This window comes from Streptosporangium heterodermiicola, assembly GCF_051390675.1.
Classification (GTDB): domain Bacteria; phylum Actinomycetota; class Actinomycetes; order Streptosporangiales; family Streptosporangiaceae; genus Streptosporangium.
The window spans coordinates 1-20,784 of sequence record NZ_JBPJSR010000020.1; the positions used below are offsets into that span (position 1 = coordinate 1).

General features: G+C 71.6%; 13 protein-coding genes. 8 read left to right on the forward strand and 5 right to left on the reverse strand.

Translation table 11 applies throughout. From position 1 onward, the window contains the following. A partial coding sequence (locus ACSC1Q_RS33220) for a right-handed parallel beta-helix repeat-containing protein (RefSeq protein WP_436762655.1) occupies nt 1–1,067 on the forward strand: 1,067 nt, incomplete at its 5' end. A gap of 309 nt (nt 1,068–1,376) precedes the next feature. Continuing rightward, nucleotides 1,377–2,180, forward strand: a complete 804-nt coding sequence (locus ACSC1Q_RS33225) for an SAM-dependent methyltransferase (protein WP_436762656.1) — start codon at nt 1,377–1,379, stop codon at nt 2,178–2,180. Between the two features lie 221 nt (nt 2,181–2,401). On the opposite strand, the gene ACSC1Q_RS33230 is transcribed toward ACSC1Q_RS33225, so the two are convergent. Together ACSC1Q_RS33230 and ACSC1Q_RS33235 are read right to left on the reverse strand one after the other, a co-directional pair. Continuing rightward, nucleotides 2,402–3,403: an LLM class flavin-dependent oxidoreductase gene (locus ACSC1Q_RS33230; protein WP_436762657.1), complete on the reverse strand. Its 1,002-nt coding sequence runs from the start codon at nt 3,401–3,403 to the stop codon at nt 2,402–2,404. A 119-nt stretch (nt 3,404–3,522) separates the two neighbouring features. Then, nucleotides 3,523–4,950 carry an MFS transporter gene (locus tag ACSC1Q_RS33235; protein ID WP_436762658.1) on the reverse strand — a complete coding sequence of 476 codons (1,428 nt, stop codon included), beginning with the start codon at nt 4,948–4,950 and terminating at the stop codon, nt 3,523–3,525. A gap of 109 nt (nt 4,951–5,059) precedes the next feature. On the opposite strand from ACSC1Q_RS33235, the gene ACSC1Q_RS33240 reads away from it, so the two are divergent. Both ACSC1Q_RS33240 and ACSC1Q_RS33245 read left to right on the forward strand, forming a co-directional pair. Further along, nucleotides 5,060–5,725, forward strand: coding sequence for a TetR/AcrR family transcriptional regulator (locus tag ACSC1Q_RS33240; RefSeq protein WP_436762659.1), 666 nt, complete (start codon nt 5,060–5,062; stop codon nt 5,723–5,725). 509 nt (nt 5,726–6,234) lie between these two features. After that, complete coding sequence (locus ACSC1Q_RS33245) at nt 6,235–7,533, forward strand: hypothetical protein (protein ID WP_436762660.1); 1,299 nt, start codon at nt 6,235–6,237, stop codon at nt 7,531–7,533. A 354-nt stretch (nt 7,534–7,887) separates the two neighbouring features. Here the strand turns inward: ACSC1Q_RS33245 and ACSC1Q_RS33250 are convergent, their stop codons facing one another. Beyond that, nucleotides 7,888–9,492 (reverse strand): phospholipase D family protein, encoded by a 1,605-nt coding sequence (locus ACSC1Q_RS33250; protein ID WP_436762661.1) that lies wholly within the window; start codon nt 9,490–9,492, stop codon nt 7,888–7,890. 435 nt (nt 9,493–9,927) lie between these two features. Between ACSC1Q_RS33250 and ACSC1Q_RS33255 the strand changes: the two genes are divergently transcribed. After that, nucleotides 9,928–12,807 (forward strand): carbohydrate-binding protein, encoded by a 2,880-nt coding sequence (locus tag ACSC1Q_RS33255; protein ID WP_436762662.1) that lies wholly within the window; start codon nt 9,928–9,930, stop codon nt 12,805–12,807. A 66-nt stretch (nt 12,808–12,873) separates the two neighbouring features. Then, a complete protein-coding gene (locus tag ACSC1Q_RS33260; RefSeq protein WP_436762663.1) occupies nt 12,874–14,037 on the forward strand; it encodes a ThuA domain-containing protein in 1,164 nt (387 codons plus the stop codon). 22 nt (nt 14,038–14,059) lie between these two features. Here the strand turns inward: ACSC1Q_RS33260 and ACSC1Q_RS33265 are convergent, their stop codons facing one another. Continuing rightward, nucleotides 14,060–14,518 carry a MarR family winged helix-turn-helix transcriptional regulator gene (locus ACSC1Q_RS33265; protein ID WP_436762664.1) on the reverse strand — a complete coding sequence of 153 codons (459 nt, stop codon included), beginning with the start codon at nt 14,516–14,518 and terminating at the stop codon, nt 14,060–14,062. Between the two features lie 206 nt (nt 14,519–14,724). After that, nucleotides 14,725–15,768 (reverse strand): trypsin-like serine peptidase, encoded by a 1,044-nt coding sequence (locus ACSC1Q_RS33270; RefSeq protein WP_436762665.1) that lies wholly within the window; start codon nt 15,766–15,768, stop codon nt 14,725–14,727. A 307-nt stretch (nt 15,769–16,075) separates the two neighbouring features. Here ACSC1Q_RS33270 and ACSC1Q_RS33275 point away from each other — a divergent pair, with 307 nt between their 5' ends. Both ACSC1Q_RS33275 and ACSC1Q_RS33280 read left to right on the forward strand, forming a co-directional pair. Next, nucleotides 16,076–17,266 (forward strand): hypothetical protein, encoded by a 1,191-nt coding sequence (locus ACSC1Q_RS33275; protein WP_436762666.1) that lies wholly within the window; start codon nt 16,076–16,078, stop codon nt 17,264–17,266. A gap of 175 nt (nt 17,267–17,441) precedes the next feature. Next, nucleotides 17,442–20,633 carry an AfsR/SARP family transcriptional regulator gene (locus tag ACSC1Q_RS33280; RefSeq protein ID WP_436762667.1) on the forward strand — a complete coding sequence of 1,064 codons (3,192 nt, stop codon included), beginning with the start codon at nt 17,442–17,444 and terminating at the stop codon, nt 20,631–20,633. Nucleotides 20,634–20,784 lie beyond the last annotated feature (151 nt).

Sequence of the window (20,784 nt, forward strand, 5' to 3'; positions counted from 1 at the left end):
CCTACACCTACACCGTCCGCGCCCGCGACGCGGCGGGCAACCGCTCGGCGGCGAGTGCGGCCGTCACCGCCCAGACCGCGACCGGCGGCGGAGGCTCGACGGTGGACGTCTCCACCTCCGCGCAGCTGGTCGCCGCGCTGGCCGGTGCCCAGCCGGGCCAGACGATCCGCCTGGCGGCCGGTGAGTATCGCGGTGCCTTCGCCACCCAGCGCGCCGGTACGGCGTCCGCGCCGATCACGCTGACCGGGCCGTCCGGCGCCGTCCTGGTCAACGACGGCCCCTCGGGAACGGCCCCCTCCTGCCCCGCTCCGGGCAACGGGTGGGACTCCGGCTACGGCCTGTGGCTGTACGGCGCGCCGTACTGGAAGCTGACCGGCTTCACCGTCAAGGACTCCAAGAAGGGAATCGTCCTGGACAACTCCCACCACGTGACCATCGACCGGGTCCACGTCCACCACACCGAGGACGAGGCCGTGCACTTCCGCAGGTCCTCCTCGGACGGCGTCATCCAGAACTCCCGCATCGACAACACCGGCCTGGTGCAGCCCGGATACGGTGAGGGCGTCTACATCGGCTCGGCGAACTCCAACTGGTCCTGCCACGGCAACTCCGGCGGGGTCGACCGCAGCGACCGGGTGAGGGTGCTCGACAACGTCATCGGCCCCAACGTCGCCGCCGAGCACATCGACGTCAAGGAGGGCACCTTCGACGGCGTCATCCGGGGCAACACCTTCGACGGCAGGGGGATCTCGGGCCAGAACTCGGCCGACTCCTGGATCGACGCGAAGGGCATCGGCTATCTGATCGAGGGCAACACCGGCACCTTCTCCTCGCCCGGTACCTTCGTCAACGGCTACGAGACCCACAACCCGGCGACCACCCCGTCGTTCGCCAACGGCTGCGGCAACGTGTGGCGGGCCAACCGCTCCGACCTGGGCGGGGTAGGCGCCTACGCCATCAGGATCACCTCCACCTCCAAGTGCGCCGGCAATCTCAACGTCGTGTACTCCTCCAACACCGTCACCAACGCCGTCTCCGGGCTGACCAACATCCCGGTCACTCCCTGACACCCCTGATCCGCGCGGGCCGGAGGCCGTCTCCGATCGCCGGAGGCGGCCTCTCCCGAGGACCGTTCTCCGCCGTACGCCGGTAGCGGCGTCGGCCGTTCCCGCGCCGGGCTCCGCGCGGGCGGGGAGCATCGAGCCACCGGCGAGGGTCCACGGGGCGGCACCCGGGGTCACGTTCGGGAGAAGGCGCCGGTGACGGATTCAGGATGTCCGGATGTCAACCCTCAGTCATAGTCGAAAGTCCGCATTTATCGGCTTTCCAGGCCATATGATCACCATGATCCCCCGGGCTTGCGAGGAAGGACCCCTGTGACCGACAAGCGGGACGAGCGGAACAGTGGCATCGATACGACGAGGCCGAGCATCGCGAGGGCCTACGACGTCGTCCTCAACGGCAAGGACAACTTCGAGGTCGACCGCGCCTTCGTCGCCGAGATCGTGAAGGTCGTCCCCGAGATCTACGACGTGGCGACCTACAACCGGGAGATCCTCGGCCGGGGGGTGCGGTTCCTGGCGGAGCGGGGCGTCACCCAGTTCGTCGACCTCGGCTCGGGGCTGCCGACCGTGGAGAACACCCACCAGGTCGCGCAGGGCGCGAACCCGGAGTCGCGGGTCGTCTACGTCGACAACGACCCGATGGTGCTGGTCCACGGCCGGGCGCTGCTGGCCGAGAACGACCGTACGGCGGTCGTCACCTCCGACCTGCGCGACACGTCGGCGATCCTCGCCGACCCGGACGTCAAGCGGCTCATCGACTTCGACCGGCCGGTGGGCGTGATGCTGGTCGGCGTCCTGCACCACCTGCACGACGACGACGATCCCCGGGGAATCGTCGAGGCCTACATGGCGGCGGTCCCCTCGGGCAGCTATCTCTTCATCACCCACTTCTGCGCCTCCACCCAGGAGTCGCGCGACGCCGAGCAGAAGTATCTCGCGCTGCTCGGCACCGGCCGGTTCCGGACGCCGGAGGAGATCACCGCCTTCTTCGACGGCTTCGAGCTGCTCGAACCGGGCGTCGTCCCGCTGCCCCTGTGGCGGCCGGAGGGATCCGTCCCGGGGAGGCTGACCGTGGGCCAGCAGCTCATGTACGGCGGGATCGCCTACAAGCCCTGACATCCGGACAACAGGGCCCGCGCGGCGCATCGCGCCGCGCGGGCCTCGTCGTTCCCGGTCGTTCCCGCGCGAGGCGTCCGGCCTGCTTGGCGTGTTCCCGTGCGGCGCGTACAGTCTGCGCTCCAACGACCGGTGTTCGTCCCGCGCCCGTTCGGCGGGCCCGGAGACGGGCACGGACACCTCGGCGGCGATCTCTCGCCCACGGTCGGTGACGGAGCCGTTCAGGAGCGCACCAGCTCGGCGAGCAGCTCGTAGGAGCGCGCCCGGGCCTCGTGGTCCGAGACCATGGTCAGCGCCATCAGCTCGTCGGCCCCGCTGTGCTTGACGAGGTCGGTGAGCCGGTCGCGTACGGTGCCGGGGTCACCGATGAACTGCGGGTCGAGACGCTCGCGGATGAACCGCTCGCCCTCGGGGTCGAACGAGCGGTGCCCGGCCTCCTCGGCGGTGGGGAAGAGGGTGAAGCGGTCCTCGGTGCGCATCAGGAGCTGGCCCGCGGCGGAGCCCCGCGCCAGCCGTCGGGCGCGCTCGTCGGAGTCGGCGACGATCACGGTGGGGGCGACGATCGTGTACGGGCGGTCCAGCCGCGCCGACGGCCGGAAGGCGTTGCGGTAGGCCTCCAGCGCGGCCACCGTGCCGGCCGGGTTGATCTGGTGCGCGTAGGCGTACGGCAGGCCGAGTGATCCGGCGAAGCGGGCGCTGGAGGTGCTCGTGCCCAGCAGGTACACGGGTGTCCGGGTGTCCGCCTGGGGGACGGCGCGCACGTCGGACGGGTGCTCTCCCGGCGTCAGGTAACCCAGGAGCTCGCCGAGCCGCTCGGGGAAGTCGTCCTCCGCGGGCAGGCCCCGTCGCAGCAGGCGGGCGGCGGCCGGGTCGGTGCCCGACGCGCGCCCGATCCCGAGATCTACGCGGCCGGGGTGGAACACCTCCAGCGTCCCGAACTGCTCGGCCACCGCCAGCGGCGCGTGGTTGGGCAGCAGCACCCCGCCCGAGCCGACCCGGATCGTGGTGGTGGCGGAGGCGATCTGCGCGATCAGCACGGGCGGGACCGACGTGGCCAGGCACGGCGTGTTGTGGTGCTCGGCGACCCAGTAGCGCGTGTATCCGAGCCGTTCCGCCCGCCGGGCGAGGTCGACCGAGTTCCGCAGGGACCGGGCGGCCGACGACCCTCGCCAGACGGGGGCGGTGTCGAGCACCGACAGGCGGAGGCCGGACAGATCTGCCATCGGGATGTTCTCCGTTCGTGAAGGGTTCGTGGAGGGTGCGGGGGTGTCCGGGGGCGCCGGGGATACCAGCATGGACGATACGTCGTGCGCCGCTCAAAAATTGAACCCGTGCGTTCATTTTAGTCCGCAGCTTTGGCGCGAGCGGGGAGGAACCAGGCCGCGAGGCCGACGACGATCGCCAGCCCGGCGATGACGGCGGAGGCGGTGAAGGCCCGCGCCACGCCGGCGGCGACGTCCGCCCCTTCGCCGGCGAACGCGGTCAGCAGCACCGCCAGCCCGAGCGAGCCGCCCAGGGCCAGCGACGCCTGCAGGACCCCCGAGGTGATCCCGGTGTCCTCGGGCGGGGTCTCGGACAGGACGATGACGTTGAAGGGGACGATCGCCGACCCGGCTCCCAGTCCCATGATCACCAGCGGGCCGAGAATCGCCGTCGGATACTCGCTGTCCCCGCTCACCCCGCTCAGCCACAGGGCCCCGATCACGACGAGCGCGAGCCCGGCGACGGCCAGGTTCCTCGGGCCGCCGGCCCTGGCGATCAGCGTGGGCGCGGACCTGGCCGTCACCAGCAGGGCCAGCCCGAAGGGCAGGAAGGCCAGGCCCGTGAGCAGGGGGCCCAGGCCCAGGACCCGCTGCAGGAACTGGGTGAGGAAGAACAGGAAACCGGTGAGGACGAACGCGAGCAGCACCAGGGTGAGGAAGGCCCCGGCCCTGGCCCGATGGGCGAACACCCGCGAGGGCAGGATGGGCGAGGCGACGCGCGACTCCAGGAACGCGAACGCGGCCAGCACCACCGCGCCACCGGCGAGGGAGACGACGGCGACCGTGTCCCCCCACCCCTCCTCGGCGACCCGTACGAGGCCGTGGACGATCGCCGTCGTCCCCAGCACCGACAGCAGCGCCCCCGGCAGGTCGAGGGCCGGGCGGGCGCCCGCGCGCCCGGCGGGCCTCCGGGGGGCGATCGTCCGCGCGCCGAGCGCGACGATGGCGAGCCCGACGGGCACGTTGACCAGCAGGGTCCAGCGCCAGTCCGCGGCCCAGGTCAGCACGCCGCCCAGGATCATCCCCGCCGCCGCGGCGAGGCCCGTCACCGTGGAGTAGACGCCGAACGCCCGCTGCCGCCGCTCGCCGTCGTAGGTGACGGCCAGCAGGGCGAGCCCGGCGGGACCGGCCAGGGCCGCGCCGACCCCCTGCAGCGTCCGGCCCGCGAGCAGCCAGCCGAGGCCGGGGGCGAGCCCGGCGAGCAGGGAGGCCGCCGCGAGCAGGCCCGTCCCGGCCAGGAAGAGCGTCCGGTGGCCGAACAGGTCGCCCAGCCGGCCGCCCAGCAGGAGCACGCCGCCGAAGGAGAGCAGGAACGCGTTGACCACCCAGGACAGGCCGGCCGCCGACAGGCCGAGGTCGTTCTGCAGGTCCGGCAGGGCGACCGTCACGATGGTGCCGTCGAGCTGCAGCATGAACTCGCAGCCGACGATCGCGGCGAGCACCAGGCCCAGGCCCCGCGGGGGCGAGACCGGGGACGGGGAGTCGCCGGTGTTGACGTCGGTGGCCATGTGGTTCTCCGTTCATCACTCAAGTTCATTACTCAACCGGCCACTATTTTGAACTCATGCGTTCAGATTGGCAAGCGGGATGCGGCGGCGGCTGCGGTAATCTCGAACCGTGACCACCACCGAACGCGCGATGCCGGGCAGGGGACGGATCGACAAGCGCACGGCGATCCTGGACGCCGCCGTGAAGGTCTTCTCCCAGGAGGGCTACGCCCAGACGAACGTCGACGCGATCGCGAGCCTCGCGGGGGTCGCCAAGCCCACCGTCTACAACCACTTCCACGACAAGGAGACCCTGTTCCGCACGGTCATGCGCGACAGCGCCGACCGGTCGGCCGCCAAGATCATCGCCGCGTTCGCCACCCTCCCCGACGACGGCGCCGACCTCGCCGGCGAGCTGGAGAGGGTCGGCCACCTGATGGTCGAGTGCCAGCTCAGCGAGGAGGGCTGGGTACTGCAGCGGCTGCTGTACGCCGAGGCCGCGCGCCTGCCCGACCTCTACGACGAGCTGGTCACCCGGGCCGGCGCGCCCACGCTGAACGTCCTCGCCGGCCGGCTGGCCGGCCTGGCCAGCCGGGGTCACCTGGAGATCGACGATCCGCTGGTCGCGGCCGGCCAGTTCATGGCGCTCGTCGCCGGCAACCTTCCCGCGCTGTCCGCGCTGGGCACCCGCCCGGTCGGCCCCGGCGACCTCGCCGCCGCGGTCCGCGACGGGGTGAACACCTTCCTGCGCGCCTTCGCCGCCCCCGCCAGGCGCCGCTCTCCCCGCCGGTCCTGACTCTCCCGGTCCGTACGCGGCGCTCCCTTACCGGTCAGGCCGGGTTTTCGTCGTATTTATTTATCTTTGCGGCCTGCTGCTGATAACAGATCGGTAAGACCGTACTGTCATGGGCCGCATACAGTGTGTGATTTTGCCAGGGTGGGGAGGCCAGACGCGACACGGGAGGCGAGATGCACGGTGAGCACGATCGCACTCACGGCCACGGCCTCAAGGCGAGACCACGGGGGCGCATGCCGTACGCCGACCCGCCGCTCGCACCCCCCGCCGGGCCCACCGGTTCGACGGGATCTCCGGAGCCGGCCGGTCCACCGCGATCCGTACGCCTTCCAGAGCTCGCCGAACCCGCCGAACCCTCCGAACACTCTGGGCCGACCGAGTCCTTCGGGGCCCCCGCGCCCTCGGCGCCTTCGCGTCCCGGCCGCGTTCCTGAGCCCTCGGCACTTCCGCGACATGGGCGGCCTCCGGGGCACGCCGAGTCTTCGCGACCCCGACTCGCGGGGTCCCGGATGCCCGTGGAGCCGGCGCTCACCTCGGAGCCCCGCCGGGGCGAGGGGGAGCGCGCGGGGGAGGGGGCGTCGGCGCCGCGCGGGCCCGCGCGGCATCGGAAGAACGAGGAGGCGGACGACGCGGACGACGCGGACGACGCGGACGACGCGGACGGCGTTGACGACGCGGATGACGCGGTCACCCGGCCGATGGTCCGCCGCTCCTGGACCTACCTCGACAGCAGGCCGTTCTCCATGCCCCCGCCCCCCAGCCCGTGGCGGCGGCCCTGGTCGCGTCTCTCGCGCGACCAGCTCCTGAGGCCCGCGCTGATCGCCGGGTTCCTCGCCGCCGCGGGGGTCGGCGTCTGGTCGTCCGGCTGGTCCCCGTGGGACGGGGCGCCCGTCGCCGACAGGTCGCCCGCCTCTCCCGGGGAACGCCTCCTCGCCGGGCACGACAGGGTGCTCACACCCTCGCGGGGCCCGGCGGTGGCCGGGACGGACGCGAAGGCTCCGGCCGGGAGGCGGAAGACCCCCGAGGGTGGGAAGAAATCGGGCGCGGCGGGAGCCGGCGGGGGCGGCGGGAAGAAGAGGGTGCCGGGGCGCGATCCGGCGCGGGTGCTCCCGGCGGAACGGGCCCTCGCCGGTGCCGGGGACATCCGGGACGAATGGGTCGAGCGAGTGGAGCGTGCCAAGCCTGTCAAGAAGCCGGTCAAGCCGGTCGAACGGGCCGGGCGGCACCGCGAGGGCGGGGGCTCCGCACGGGCCGGTGCCGGGCCGGGAGGGACGAGGAAAACCGGGCCGGGGAGCGCCGGGCCACGGACGGGAGCCGCCACACCGGAGACCGGTGCCAGGCGGGCGAACGGAGACGCCGGGCACGGGAGCGGGCGGGGGAACGGCGGTGCCGGTCGGGGGGCGGCGAGCACCGGGCGGGGCACCGCGAGCACCGGCGGGGACGCCGGGAGTGCCGGGATGGCGGGGCGCTCCCGCTCCGGGACACAGGACTCCGGGACGCAGGGTTCCGGGACGCAGGATTCCGGCGCGCGGGGTTCCGGGACACAGGGCTCCGGGGCGCGGGGCTCCGGGACGCAGGAGAGCAGGTCACAGCCCCGGGCGGGCAGGACGGGCGCACCGGCCACCAGGTCGCCGTCGCCCTCGGCCTCCAGGAACAGGCCACCGGTCACCGGAAGCGGAAACGGGAGCGGGAGTGCCGCCGGCATCAGTGCCGCCTACGCCTGCCGTCACCTGCCTTCCGGGGACTGGCGCCACGCCTACTGCGTGCGGGTGTGGAACGACTACCGGACCAGGAACGGCCTGCCCTAGCGCGCTGACCGCTCGCCCGCCGCCCCGAGGAGGGCCCGGGGCGAGCCGAGCCCGACGCATCGTCACGGCTCCGGCCGTGCGTCCGGCTCCGTGACTCCCGCTCCTGACCCGGGAGCGTCCGGGACGAGCCGGAGGCCGGTCCGGCGTCGCGGACCCGGCAGGGATACGGTTCCGGCCGTGCGTCCGGCCCCGTGCGTCCGGCCCCGTGCGTCCGCTCCTGTGGTTCCGGCCGCGAATCCGGCCCCGCGCCCCCGGCCCGATGGCTCCGGCCGTGACTCCGGTCCCGTGAGCGCTTCGGTGCCGTGGCTTCGGTCGTACGAGGGTCATACGGGGGTGTACGAGGGTCGTACGAGGTCAGTATCTCCCGGCGCGGCGCATGGCGCGGGGACGGCCGTCGGGGTCGCAGAGGAACCGGTAGAACGGGGTGGCCCAGGCGGTGGTCCAGGGGGACATCTGGGACACCTCGTACGTGCGGAGCCGTCCGGGCGGGCGGGGGCCCTGGCGGCCTCCCGCGTACCAGCGTTCGAGCTCCGCCGCCGAGGAGGCGAAGGCGTCGAAGAAGGAGGCGGGGTCGAGCAGGTCCGCGTCGGAGTCCCCGTGCCGATCGAGGTGCTCGCGGGCGAGGGTGAGGCGCAGGTCCCTGGGCAGGCGGCGGGCGCCGTCGCCGAGCCCGCCGGGGTCGAGCGGTTCGCGGCCGTCGGGGGTCTCGTCGAGCACCGCGCAGGTCAGCTCGGAGTCGTAGGTCCAGGAGCGCCGGTTGAAGTTGTCGGAGCCGATGGTCGACCACACGTCGTCGATGACGCAGACCTTGGCGTGGACGTAGACCGGGGTGCCCTCCCGGTTCTCGACCCCGTAGACCGCGACCCGGTCGCCGCCCGCGCGCTTCAGGACGGCCAGTGCCTGGTTGCGGCCCAGGATCTGCGGGACACCGCTGATGAGGCCGTCCTGGTCGGGGTGGAGCGGCAGGATGCTGATCATCCTCAGCTCCGGGTTCGCCTTCAGCGCCTCGGCGAAGGACTCGGCGACCTGGGGCGACCAGAGGTACTGGTCCTCGATGTAGATCAGGCTGCGGGCGCGGCGCAGGGCCTTGAGGTAGCCGCGGGCGACGCTGCGCTCCCCGCGCGGCGCGAAGGAGTAGCGGGTCCTGCGGTGGGCGTAGGTGCGCAGCAGCTGTACGGCGTGCGGCCCGCAGACCGGCGGGTCGGGCGGCTGCGGGGGCAGCGGATCCGGCTGGGTGTCCTCGCGCCTGACCAGGTCGGCGACGCGGTGCACGGGGTTGCGGGTCAGCGGCTGGGGGTCCTCCCAGCGCTCCCTGAAGACGGTCTCGACGTCGCCGACGGCCGGTCCCTGGATCGCGGCCTGCACATCATGCCAGGGCGGGTGGCTGCCGTACACCTTGGCCATCGGCGCGGCCTGCGCGTCGCCCTCGTGGGAGGAGTCGTCGCGGCGGCTCCAGCACAGGTCGATGCCGCCGACGAACGCGATGTCGCGCCGGGGGTCGTCGCGGTGGCGCAGCACCACGAGCTTCTGGTGGTGCGAGCCGCCGAGGGGGACGCGCATGTCGCGCAGGCACTCCCCGCCCGCCTCCTCGATGGCGTCACCAAGGTGGCGGTTCTCCTCGGCGCTGAAGAAGAGTTTGTCCCAGTGCGAGCGCCACAGGAGGCCCTTGACCACGACGCCGCGCCTGGCGGCCTCGGCGAACACGTCGGCGACCTCCGTGCCGGGGCCGTCCAGCCGCTCCCCGGGGTCGCCGCGCCAGTCGGTGAACATCAGCAGGTCGCCCGAGCGCAGCTCGCGGACGCGGGCGAGCAGCTCGGTGAAGTAGGGCGCGCCGTGCGGGATGGGCCGCACGGTGTTGCCGTGCGACCAGGCGGTCCCGGTGTCGTGCCGGGTGTCGATCCGGGACGCCGGGTTGCCGCGTTCCTCGCGGTCAAGAAACCAGTTGTCTTCGGTCACCATGCCCGATCTACCCAATTATTGTATGTTTTCACCCATCGGGTCTCGGGGATCACCGCCCGGACTCACCGCTCCGATGACTCGCTCCCGGCTCCCGTCCCCCGGATCCCGGGGGCGCGGGCGCGGAACTCCCGGCGCTCTCGGCGCTCCCGCATCAGGGGACTGACCTGGGAAGCCTTGACAGGGGGTTTACACGAAGTTGCATGCGTGTTAAAAATCTGTAACTCGCACATCGAGTCGCGAAAAAAACAGACTGCTGGGCTTCCATCGGTCTGTCCCGGAGACGGCACCCTCCGGGATCGCGTGCAGGATCGCACCACCGCACCACAACACAAACCCGGCATCATCCGGTAGCGCGTGACAGCGCCACCGGACGGCATAAGCGCGGCGGCGCGCGCCTTGCCTGACTGATCCCCCCAAGTCAGGAAAGGACCCTCAATGTCCCCACGCCTTCGGCCGTGGGCCAGGCTGCTGACCGCAGCCCTGCTCATCACCACCGGCGCCGCGGCCGTCCCGGCGGCCTCCGCGGCCACCGGATCGTCGGCCTCAACGGCCACCGGATCGGCCACCGGCGCGGCGGCCCGCGCGATGGCCGACATCCCGGCCTCCGACTACCAGCAGGTCTCCCTCGCCACCGGCCCGAGCGAGCTCGGCGAGGCCATGTCGCTGACGGTGCTGCCCGACAGGTCGATCCTGCACACGGCGCGCGACGGCACGATCCGTCGTACGACCGCGGCCGGCGACACCGCGAACGTCGTCAAGCTGAACGTCTACACGCACGACGAGGAGGGTCTGCAGGGCATCGCCGCCGACCCGAACTTCGCCAGCAACCGCTACGTCTACGTGTACTACTCGCCGAGGCTCTCCACCCCCAACGGCGACGCGCCCACCAGCGGCAGCGCGGCGACCTTCGACGCGTGGAAGGGGCACCTGAACCTGTCCCGCTTCACGCTCAAGGCCGACAACACGATCGACGTCGCCAGCGAGAAGGTCGTGCTGCAGGTCGCCAACGACCGCGGCCAGTGCTGCCACGTGGGCGGTGACATCGACTTCGACGCGGCCGGGAACCTGTACCTGACCACCGGTGACGACACCAACCCGTTCGAGTCGAACTCCTACACCCCGATCGACGAGCGCACCGACCGCAACCCGCAGTTCGACGCGCAGCGCTCCTCGGGCAACACCAACGACCTGCGCGGCAAGCTCCTGCGCATCAAGCCGCAGGCCGACGGGACCTACACGATCCCCTCGGGCAACCTGTTCGCCCCGGGCACGGCCAAGACCCGCCCCGAGATCTACGCGATGGGCTTCCGCAACCCGTTCCGCATGTCGGTCGACAAGGCCACCGGCATCGTCTACCTGGGCGACTACGGCCCGGACGCCGGCGGCCCCAACGCCGACCGCGGCCCCGGCGGTCAGGTCGAGTTCAACCGGGTGACCGCACCCGGCAACTACGGCTGGCCGTACTGCACCGGCACGAACACCACGGCCGAGACCTACAACGAGTACACCTTCCCCTCGGGTCCCTCCCAGGCCAAGTACAACTGCGCCGGCGGCCCGACGAACAACTCGTTCCGCAACACCGGCCTGACCACCCTGCCCGCGGCCAAGCCCAGCTGGATCCGCTACGGCGGCGAGGCCGGTTCCCCGCCGGAGTTCGGCGGCGGCTCCGAGTCGCCGATGGGCGGCCCGGTCTACCGCTACGACGCGGCCCTGAACTCGGCGATCAAGTTCCCCGCCTCGCTCAACGGCCGCTTCTTCGCCGCCGAGTACGGCCGCCGCTGGATCAAGGCCATCGAGGTCACCTCCTCCGGCGCGCCCGGCGTGATCGAGGCCTTCCCGTGGACCGGCACCCAGGTCATGGACCTGACCTTCGGCCCCGACGGCGCCCTGTACGTGCTCGACTACGGCACCGGCTCCGGCAACCAGACGCTGTTCCGCGTCGAGTACATCGCCGGCACCAACCGCAACCCGATCGCCAAGGCCGCCGCGAACAAGACCTCCGGGACCGCGCCGCTCGCCGTCGCCTTCTCCTCGGCCGGCAGCTCCGACCCCGAGGGCGGCGCGCTGACCTACTCGTGGAACTTCGGCAACGGGGCCACCTCCAACGCGGCCAACCCCACCTACACCTACACGGCCAACGGCACCTACACCGCCACGCTGACCGTCAGGGACTCCGGGGGGCTGACCGGCACCGCCAACGTGACCATCACGGTCGGCAACACCGCGCCCACGGTGAACCTCGCCCAGCCCGTCAACGGGCAGCTGTTCTCCTTCGGTGACACGGTGCCCTTCCAGGTCAACGTGAGCGACCCCGAGGACGGGACCATCGACTGCACCAAGGTCAAGGTCACCTACCTCCTCGGCCACGACAGCCACGCCCACGAGATCACCAGCAAGAACGGCTGCTCGGGAAGCATCACGGTCCCGACCGACGGTGAGCACGACAGCGCCGCGAACATCTACGGCGTCTTCGTCGCCAGCTACACCGACAAGGGCGGCCTGACCACCCAGAACACCCGCACCCTGCAGCCCCGCCACCGTCAGGCCGAGCACTTCGGCGCCCAGTCGGGCATCCAGATCGCCGAGCACGGCCCCGCCGAGGGCGCCAAGACCGCCGGGTTCATCGACAACGGCGACTGGATCTCCTTCACGCCGTACGCGCTCGGCAACGCGACCTCCATCACCGCCCGCGTCTCCTCCGGCGGTGTCGGCGGCACGCTGGAGGTGAGGGCGGGGTCGGCCACCGGCACGCTCCTCGGCACGGCCACCGTCCCGGTCACCGGCGGCTGGGAGAACTTCCAGAACGTCTCGGCCAACCTGAGCAACGCGCCCTCGGGCACCACCACGCTGTTCCTGGTCTTCAAGGGGGTCACGGGTCAGGGCAACCTCTTCGACCTGGACGCCTTCACCCTGAACACCGGTGGCGGCGGCACCAGCACGACGGTCGAGGGGGAGGCCTACACCTCCAACTCCGGCGTGCAGCCGGCCCCGCACACCGGGGCCAGCGGCGGTGTCACCATGGGCTACATCGACAACGGCGACTGGGCCGGCTACTCCACGCTGACCGCGCCGGGGGCGAAGACCTTCTCCGCGCGCGTCTCCTCGGGCGGTCCCGGCGGCACCATCCAGATCCGCGCGGGCTCGCAGACCGGGACGGTGCTCGGCTCGGTGGCGGTGCCGAACACCGGCGGCTGGGAGAACTTCCAGAACGTCTCCACCAACCTCACCGGGACGGGCTCAGGGTCGATCTTCCTGACCTTCACCGGCGGTTCCGGCGCCCTGCTGGACGTCGACACCCTCACCATCACCAAGTAGTGACGAATCCCCGGCGCGGCGGCCTCCCGCCGCGCCGGGGATCTTTCCGCATACGAAAGGACAGCGATGCGCAGTTTCATCGCACGCGGGCTGGCGACGGTCGCGGCGGCCACCATGGCGGCGGCGACAGTGCTCGTCCCGGCCGCGGCCCAGGCCGCAGCGGCCCCGTACGAGGTGCTGGTCTTCTCCAAGACGGCCGGGTTCCGCCACGACTCCATCCCGACCGGCATCCAGACCATCAGGGACCTGGGCACCGCCAACGGCTTCACCGTCACCGCGACCGAGGACGCAAACGCCTTCACCGCGTCCAACCTGGCCACCTACGAGGCCGTGGTCTTCCTCAGCACCACCGGTGACGTGCTCAACGACACCCAGCAGACCGCGTTCCAGAATTACGTCAACGGCGGCGGCGGCTACCTCGGCATCCACGCGGCGGCCGACACCGAGTACGGCTGGGCCTACTACGGCCAGCTCGTCGGCGCCTGGTTCAGCGGCCACCCCGCGATCCAGCAGGCCACCGTGCGGACCGAGGACAACACCCACCCGGCCACCTCTCACCTCGGCGCCACCTGGAGCCGCAGCGACGAGTGGTACAACTACGGCACCAACCCCCGTTCCAGCGCGCGCGTCCTGCAGTCCCTCGACGAGGGCAGCTACAGCGGCGGCACCATGAACGGTGACCACCCCATCACCTGGTGCCACCCGCAGGGTTCCGGCCGCTCGTTCTACACGGGCCTGGGCCACACCATCCAGTCGTACGCGGAGACGGGCTTCCGCAGCCTGCTCCTCGGCGGCATCAGGTACGCCGCCGGGCAGGTCGCGGCCGACTGCAGCCCGAGGACCGGCGGATCCACCACGGTCGAGGGCGAGGCCTACACCTCCAACTCCGGCGTGCAGCCGGCGAACCACGGTCCGGCCAGCGGCGGCAGGACGGTGGGCTACATCGACAACGGCGACTGGGCCGGGTACGCGTCGGTGAACGCCTCCGGCGCGAGGACCTTCAGCGCCCGCGTCTCCTCGGCCGGTCCCGGCGGCACCATCCGGGTCCGCGCCGGTTCGCAGACCGGGACGGTGCTCGGCACGGTGGCCGTGCCCAACACCGGCAGCTGGGACACCTTCAGGACCGTCTCCACCACCCTCACCGCGACGGGCTCGGGACCGATCTTCCTGACCTTCAGCGGCGGCTCGGGCTCGCTGTTCGACGTGGACACCTTCACCATCACCAGGTAGTTCCCCGCGGTCGGCGAGTGCCTCACACGATCGTGATCAACTTGATCAGTTGCTCGCGGAAGTGGTCGTACTCGTCGACCGCGCCCAGCAGGACCTCGGAACCGCGCTCCTCGCGGCGCGCGGTCTCCAGCACCTCCCGCCCCGCGGGAGTGATCTCGATGAGCGTACGCCGCCGGTCGCGCTCGTCGCTCCCGCGCACCACGTATCCGGCCCGGTGCAGCCCCTCGATCGTCCGGCTCATCGTCTGGTCGGTCACCCGGCACAGCGTCGCGAGCTCCCGCTGCGCCAGCCGCCCGTCGACGACGTGATGCAGGGCGATCATGCCGGCGTGGGTGAGGTCGTGCGCCGCGAGGAAGTCGTGGAAGCGGCCCTCGACCAGGCGGGCGGCCACCGACAGCAGGCGCCCCGTGGGCCACGAGCGGATGTCCGCCCGCATCGCGTGCGCATCCGGAGCGACTCGGTGCTCATCTCCCTCGGCCACCCGCCCATTGTCACAGACGCGCGAGCCGCGGGCCCCGCGCCACCTGGAGCGGCGGCACAACGGGCCACGAAGCGGCCGGGGCCGGTCCAGGTGCCGGTCTATGTGCCGGTCCGGGTGCCGGGCCGATCCGGACGCGGCGTACCACGACGCTCCGAGCATGACACCGCGCCCGCCCCTCCGGGCGGACGCGGCGGGCGTGAGGCTGTCTAGCGGACGACGGTGCCGGTCCACATGCTCTCGGCCTTCCGGTAGACCAGGGTCGCTTCTCTGTCGAAATACGGTGAGACGCCGGCGTCGTAGCGGTTGTCGCCGTCGGTGTCGGAAACGCTGATGGTGATGCCGTTGAGGTAGCCGGTACTGCTGTCGCTCGTGTAGCCGGTCAGCCACGAGGAGCCCAGGGAGCCCTCACCGGTGAACGGGGAGTCCACGCCGACGGGCCGGTCCATGGGGAGGCCGGTGACGTTCATCGTGAACGTCGGGCCGGTCGAGCGTTCGAGGGTCTCGCCCGTGTAGGGCGCGCTGCCGCCGGGGTTGGGGCCGGCGGGGTAGCCGAAGACGTCGATCGTGGGCGCGAGCGGCTGGTTGAACACGACCCCCTGGGCGCCGACGTTCTCGGCCAGCCTTCCGGTGTTGGTCAGCACGTCCGGCGAGGAGGAGGCGACACCGTTGTACACGTTGACGAAGGCGAGGTCGCGGTCGTAGTCCCGGATGTCGTCGAAGTCGTGATGCACGAAGCCCACCTTCCCGACGTACAGCCCGAACGGGGCCGTGCCGTCGGAGTAGGCGGGGACGAAGACCCACTTGTCGAGCGGACCGGCGGGGGCCTCGACGTTCAGCAGGCAGTGACCCGCCGTCGCGACGATGTTCCGGTACTTCGAGTGCACGACCGTGCCGGTGCACCAGTGCGGCTGGAGGTCGTCGCCGATGAAGAACACCTTGCCCGAGGTCGTGGGCAGCCCCCCTTCCGGAGAGACAGGCCCCTCCAGCGGCGGTATGGAGTACTGGGGACCCTCCGGGACGATGTCCGTGGTCAGGCGCTCCCCGCCGACCACCGTCCGCACGGCGTACGGCGTGGCGTTCCTCAGGTTGGCCCCCCCGTCGGCGAACCAGAAACCCGCGACCTGCTGGGCCGCCGTCGTGGTGGTGGCCAGCGGGACCATCACCGGGCTCGCGGCCTGTGCCGGCCCGGCGACGAGGGTGGAACCCAGCATGCTCAGACCGACACCCAATGCGATCAGTGCACGTCTCAAGCTTTGTCTCCCATGCGGTCATGGGCGTCTTCGCGCCCTTGTCGATGAGGACCGGCCGGTCGGCCCGGCCGGCGAACAGCAAGATCGTAACCATGATCGGGCCGCAGATTCCAGGTTTTTAGATCACATGTTCGATTTCATGTGGACGCCCATCGCCGTCGAGCGATACGCGTCTCCGGCGACCGGACTCCCGGCCGGGCCTCGCCGATACGGATGGGCCGGGATGAGTCACGGCACAGAGGTTCGCCTCCGGGCGGGCTGAAACGCCTGATTGTTCAGCAAGCTGAGTAAATGCATAATGCTCAGTGTGCTGAACGATATCCGCCGCCCGGGCGCCGGTCGTACCCTCCTGCTGGGGATCGTGGCCAGCGCGGTGCTCACCGGGCTGGTCTGGCTGCTGGGCCAGCGGCTGCACGGCATCCGGCTGCTGCCCGACCAGGGTGCCTCCTGGTACTACTGGAAGCTGCCGGAGCCCACCGTCTGGACCCGCGCCTCCGCGTGGCTCGGCTACGCGGCCCACCAGCTCGCCGCCTGGGGGCTGATCCACTACGCCCAGACCAGGGTCCGCCGCTACACCACCGGCCTGCACCGGGTGAACGTCGTGGCGCTCGCGGTCAACTTCGGCTTCATTGTCCTGCACACCCTGCAGACCCACCTGTTCTACGACGGGCTCGCGCAGGACGTGTCCATCTTCAGCTCGCAGGGGTCGGTGGTCCTGCTGCTGGTCGTGGTCCTGCTGATGGAGAACGGCCGCCGCGGCCTGTTCGCCGGGCGTCCCGCCCCCATCTCCGCGGAGGTGGTGGGGTTCGCCCGCAAGTACCACGGCTACCTGTTCAGCTGGGCCGCGATATACACCTTCTGGTACCACCCCATGGAGAACACCGGCGGCCACCTGATCGGCTTCTTCTACATGTTCCTGCTCCTGCTGCAGGGCAGCCTGTTCATGACCCGCGCGCACACCAACCGCTGGTGGACCGCGACGCTGGAGCTCCTCGTCGCCGTGCACGGCACCCTCGTGGCGGTGATGAACAGCGGCCCCGGCGGCATGTGGCCGATGTTCCTGTTCGGCTTCCTCGGGATCTTCGTGATCACCCAGATGCACGGCCTCGGGCTGTCGCGCGCCACCCGGTGGATCCTCGCCGCCCTCTACGCCGGTGCCGTCCTGGCGGTGTACGGGGCGCGCGGTTCCGGCGGGATCGACGAGATCGTCCGCATCCCCGCCATCGAGTACCTGCTGGTCGCCGCGCTGGCCGTTCTCTTCTGGCTGGGACTGCGCACCGCCAGGCTGGTGAGGGGCGGCGGGCCGGGGAAGGACGGCGGTGATTCCGGGGAAGGCGGCACCCGGCACGGGAAGGCCGGCGGCGACACCGGGGGAGACGGCACCCGGCACGTGGACGGTGGCCGGCCCGTGGACGGCGAGCCCTCGCCGGCCGGTGCCGGTGACGCCGGTGGCACCGGCAGCCTCTCCGCGCGATTCCGGCCGCGTCGTTCGCCGTGAATACGGACGTCCGGCAGAAGAAAGTTCCGGTAATCCCGCAAGTGGGGCCGTGTCAGGCGGCACTCGCCCGCTAAAGACTGGACATGCCATGACAAATGCTGTTGGAATGGGGTTTTTCGTGAGTAATTGATTCACCCTGCGTAAGGGGCAGTCGAACACTTCCTGATGGTGGCGCATGGACACTGCTCTGTCGTTTCGAGTTCTCGGTCCACTTGAAGTCCTGGTAGGTGAGCAACGGGTCTCGATCGGCGGGTCACGCCAGCGCATCATTCTCGCCGCCCTCATCCTGCGCGCGGGCCGGGTCGTCCCCGTCGACCTGCTCGCCACGGCGATCTGGGGCGAGCGCCCACCTCCGACCGCCCGCAGCCAGGTGGTCATCTGCGTCTCGGGGCTCCGCCGTGCCTTCCTGGAGGCGGGGGCTCCGGCGAACCTGCTCGGCACCTCCTCTCCCGGCTACGTGCTGCAGGCCGACCCGTCGCAGGTCGACGTCCTGCTCGCCGAGCGCCTCGCCTCCCAGGCGCGGTCCGCGGAGAGCGCGGGCGACCTCGCGGGCGCCGCCCGGCTGTTCGCCGAGGCGTGCGGCCTGTGGCGCGGCCCGGTCCTGGCGGGCATCGAGAGCGCGTTCGTCGAGTCCGAGGCTCGCAGGCTGGACGACCGCCAGCTGACGCTCACCGAGGAGCGCGTCCAGCTGGAGCTCGCCCTGGGCAGGCACCGGGAACTCATCGACGACCTCTCCGTCTTCGTCGACGCCAACCCGCTGCGCGAGCGGCTGCGCGCCCAGCTGATGCTGGCCAGATACCGGTGCGGGCGCCGCGCGGAGGCGCTGGACACGTACCGGATCGGGCGGATGCAGCTCGTCGACGAGCTCGGCATCGAACCGGGCACCGAGCTGCAGGCCCTGCACGACGCCATCCTCCGCGACGACCCGGACCTGACCCCGGCGCCCGCGCCGCCGCCCGCCCGGACGCCCGCGCCCGCCCCCGAGGCCGTCGCGGAACCCGAACCCGCCCCCGCGCCCGCCGAGCCCCCGGCGGCGGCTCACGTCGAGCACGGGGTGGTGCCCGCGCAGCTGCCCGCGGACGTGCCGCACTTCGTCGGCAGGGCCGGCGAGATCGCCGAGCTGGACGCCCTGCTGGACAAGCGGCTCGGGCAGGGGCTGCTCACCATCGCGCTCATCACCGGGGTGGGCGGGGTCGGCAAGTCTGGGCTCGCCGTGCACTGGGCGCACCGGGTCGCCTCCCGCTTCCCCGACGGCCAGCTGTTCGTGAACCTGCGCGGCTACGACCTCAACGCCCAGCCGCTGGCGCCCGGCGCGGTCATGGACCGCTTCCTGCGGGCCTTCGGCATCGGCGGCGAGCGCATCCCCGAGGACCTGGACGAGCGCGCGGGCCTGCTGCGCACCGTCATCGGCAAGCGCCAGGTGCTGCTGGTGCTGGACAACGCCCGCGTCATCGACCAGGTCAGGCCGCTGCTGCCCGGCTCCGGCACCTGCTGCGTGATCGTGACCAGCCGGGACCCGCTGGGAGACCTGGCCCCCAGGGAGGGGGCCAGCGTGATCCACCTGGAGGTGCTCGGCTCGGCCGACTCCGCCGCGCTGCTCTCCGGGGTCGCCGACTCGGTGGTGATGGAGGAGGACCCCAAGGCCGCCACCCTGCTCGGCGAGCTGTGCGACGGCCTGCCGCTGGCGCTGCGGATCGTGGGCGCGCGCCTCACCGCCCGCTCGTACTGGACCCCGGCCCGCCTGGCCAAGCGTCTCGCCGACGAGCGCCGCCGCCTGGACGAGCTGAGTTACGGCCAGCTGACCGTACGGGCCAGTTTCGCCCTCAGCTACCGCGACCTGAACCCCCAGGCGGCGCTGATGTTCCGCAGGCTGGGGCTGCTGGAGGCGCCCGACTTCGCATCCTGGGCGGGGGCGGCGCTGCTCGGCGTCGACGGCCTCGACGCCGAGGACCTGATCGACCAGCTGGTGGACGCCCAGCTGGTCGAGGTGCTGGGCCGCGACGGCGCCGACCAGATCCGCTACCGCTTCCACGACCTTGTCAGGTTGTACGCCAGGGAGTGCGCCCACGCCGAGGAACCGGCCGGGGACCGCCTCGCCGCGATCACCCGCGCGCTGAGCTGCTGGCTCGCGCTCGCCGAGGAGGCCCACCAGCGCGAGTACGGCGGCGCCTTCACCCAGCTGCACGGCTCGGTGCCCCGCTGGCGGCCCGCCGACGCCGACGAGCTCCTGGAACGACCCCTCGACTGGCTGGACGCCGAGCGCGGCGCCATCGTCGCGGCGATCTCCCAGGCCGCCCACCTCGGCGCGTCCGAGCTGTGCTGGGACCTCGCCGTCACCGCCACCACCCTCTTCGAGGTCCGCAGCTACTTCGACGACTGGCGCACCACCCACGAGACGGCCCTCGACGCCGCCCGCAAGGCGGGTGACCTGCGCGGTGAGGCGGCCGTCCTGTGCTCGCTGGGAAGCATGCACCTCTTCCAGCAGGTCCCGGAGCGGGCGGGCGAGTGCCTGGGCGCGGCGCGCGAGTTGTTCGAGCGGCTGGAGGACCCCTACGGGATGGCGCTGGCGCTGCGCAACATCTCGCTGCTCGACCGGCTCGCGGGCCGCTTCGACGTGGCGCTCGACGGGTTCCTCACCGCGAAGAGGATCTTCGCCGAGGTCGGCGACCACTTCGCCGAGGCCCACGTGCTCGGCGGCATCGCCCAGGTCCACGTGGACCTGGGGAGGCTGGAGCTCGCCGAGCCCCTGCTGCGGCAGGCGCTGGAGGTGTTCCGCCGGCTGGGCAGCGAGCGGGGGCAGGCGCAGATCCTCAACAGGCTGGGGGAGGCGCTGCTGCGCCAGGACCGGCCCGCGGAGGCCGAGGAGATCGTGCGGGCCGCGCTCGCCCTGGTCAGGAAGAGACAGGACGGTATCGGGCAGGCGTACATCCTGTGCGGGCTGGGGGAGATACAGCTCCGGCAGGACCTGCCGGACGCCGCGGTGGAGAGCCTGGACGAGGCGCTCGTCATCGCCCAGGGGGTGCGGGAGAGGTTCGTCGAGGCGCGGATCCACCTGGCCTTCGGCCGGCTGCACGCCCGGTGCGGCCGGTTCGACGAGGCGGTGGCCCACCTGCGGGAGACGCTGGAGATATCCACCGAGCTGGATACCCGGTTGTGGCGGTTTCGGGCTCTGTCCGCGCTGGGGGAGGTGTTTATCCTCAAGGGGGACGAGCCCGCGGCCTTCGATGCGCTGAATCGTGCTCTTGACTATTGTGCCGACACCGGCTCCGAGGATTATCGGCTAATCACGGAGCGGTTGGCGACTTTATCCGTAATTCCCTCCGAATCATCAGGTCCATGTGCTGTCGCCGGTGGTGTGGGCGATTGACGCCGCCGCGGTGACCGTGCCCTGAACGACTGCCAGAGGGAGCGTGAAGAGCGCGGCAGTGGCGGTGACTTTCGCGACCCAGGTAATCCACCGAGACATTTTCGACCTCATTCATCCGTGGTGTTTTCTTTCCTTCTTTCGTTCTGCGACA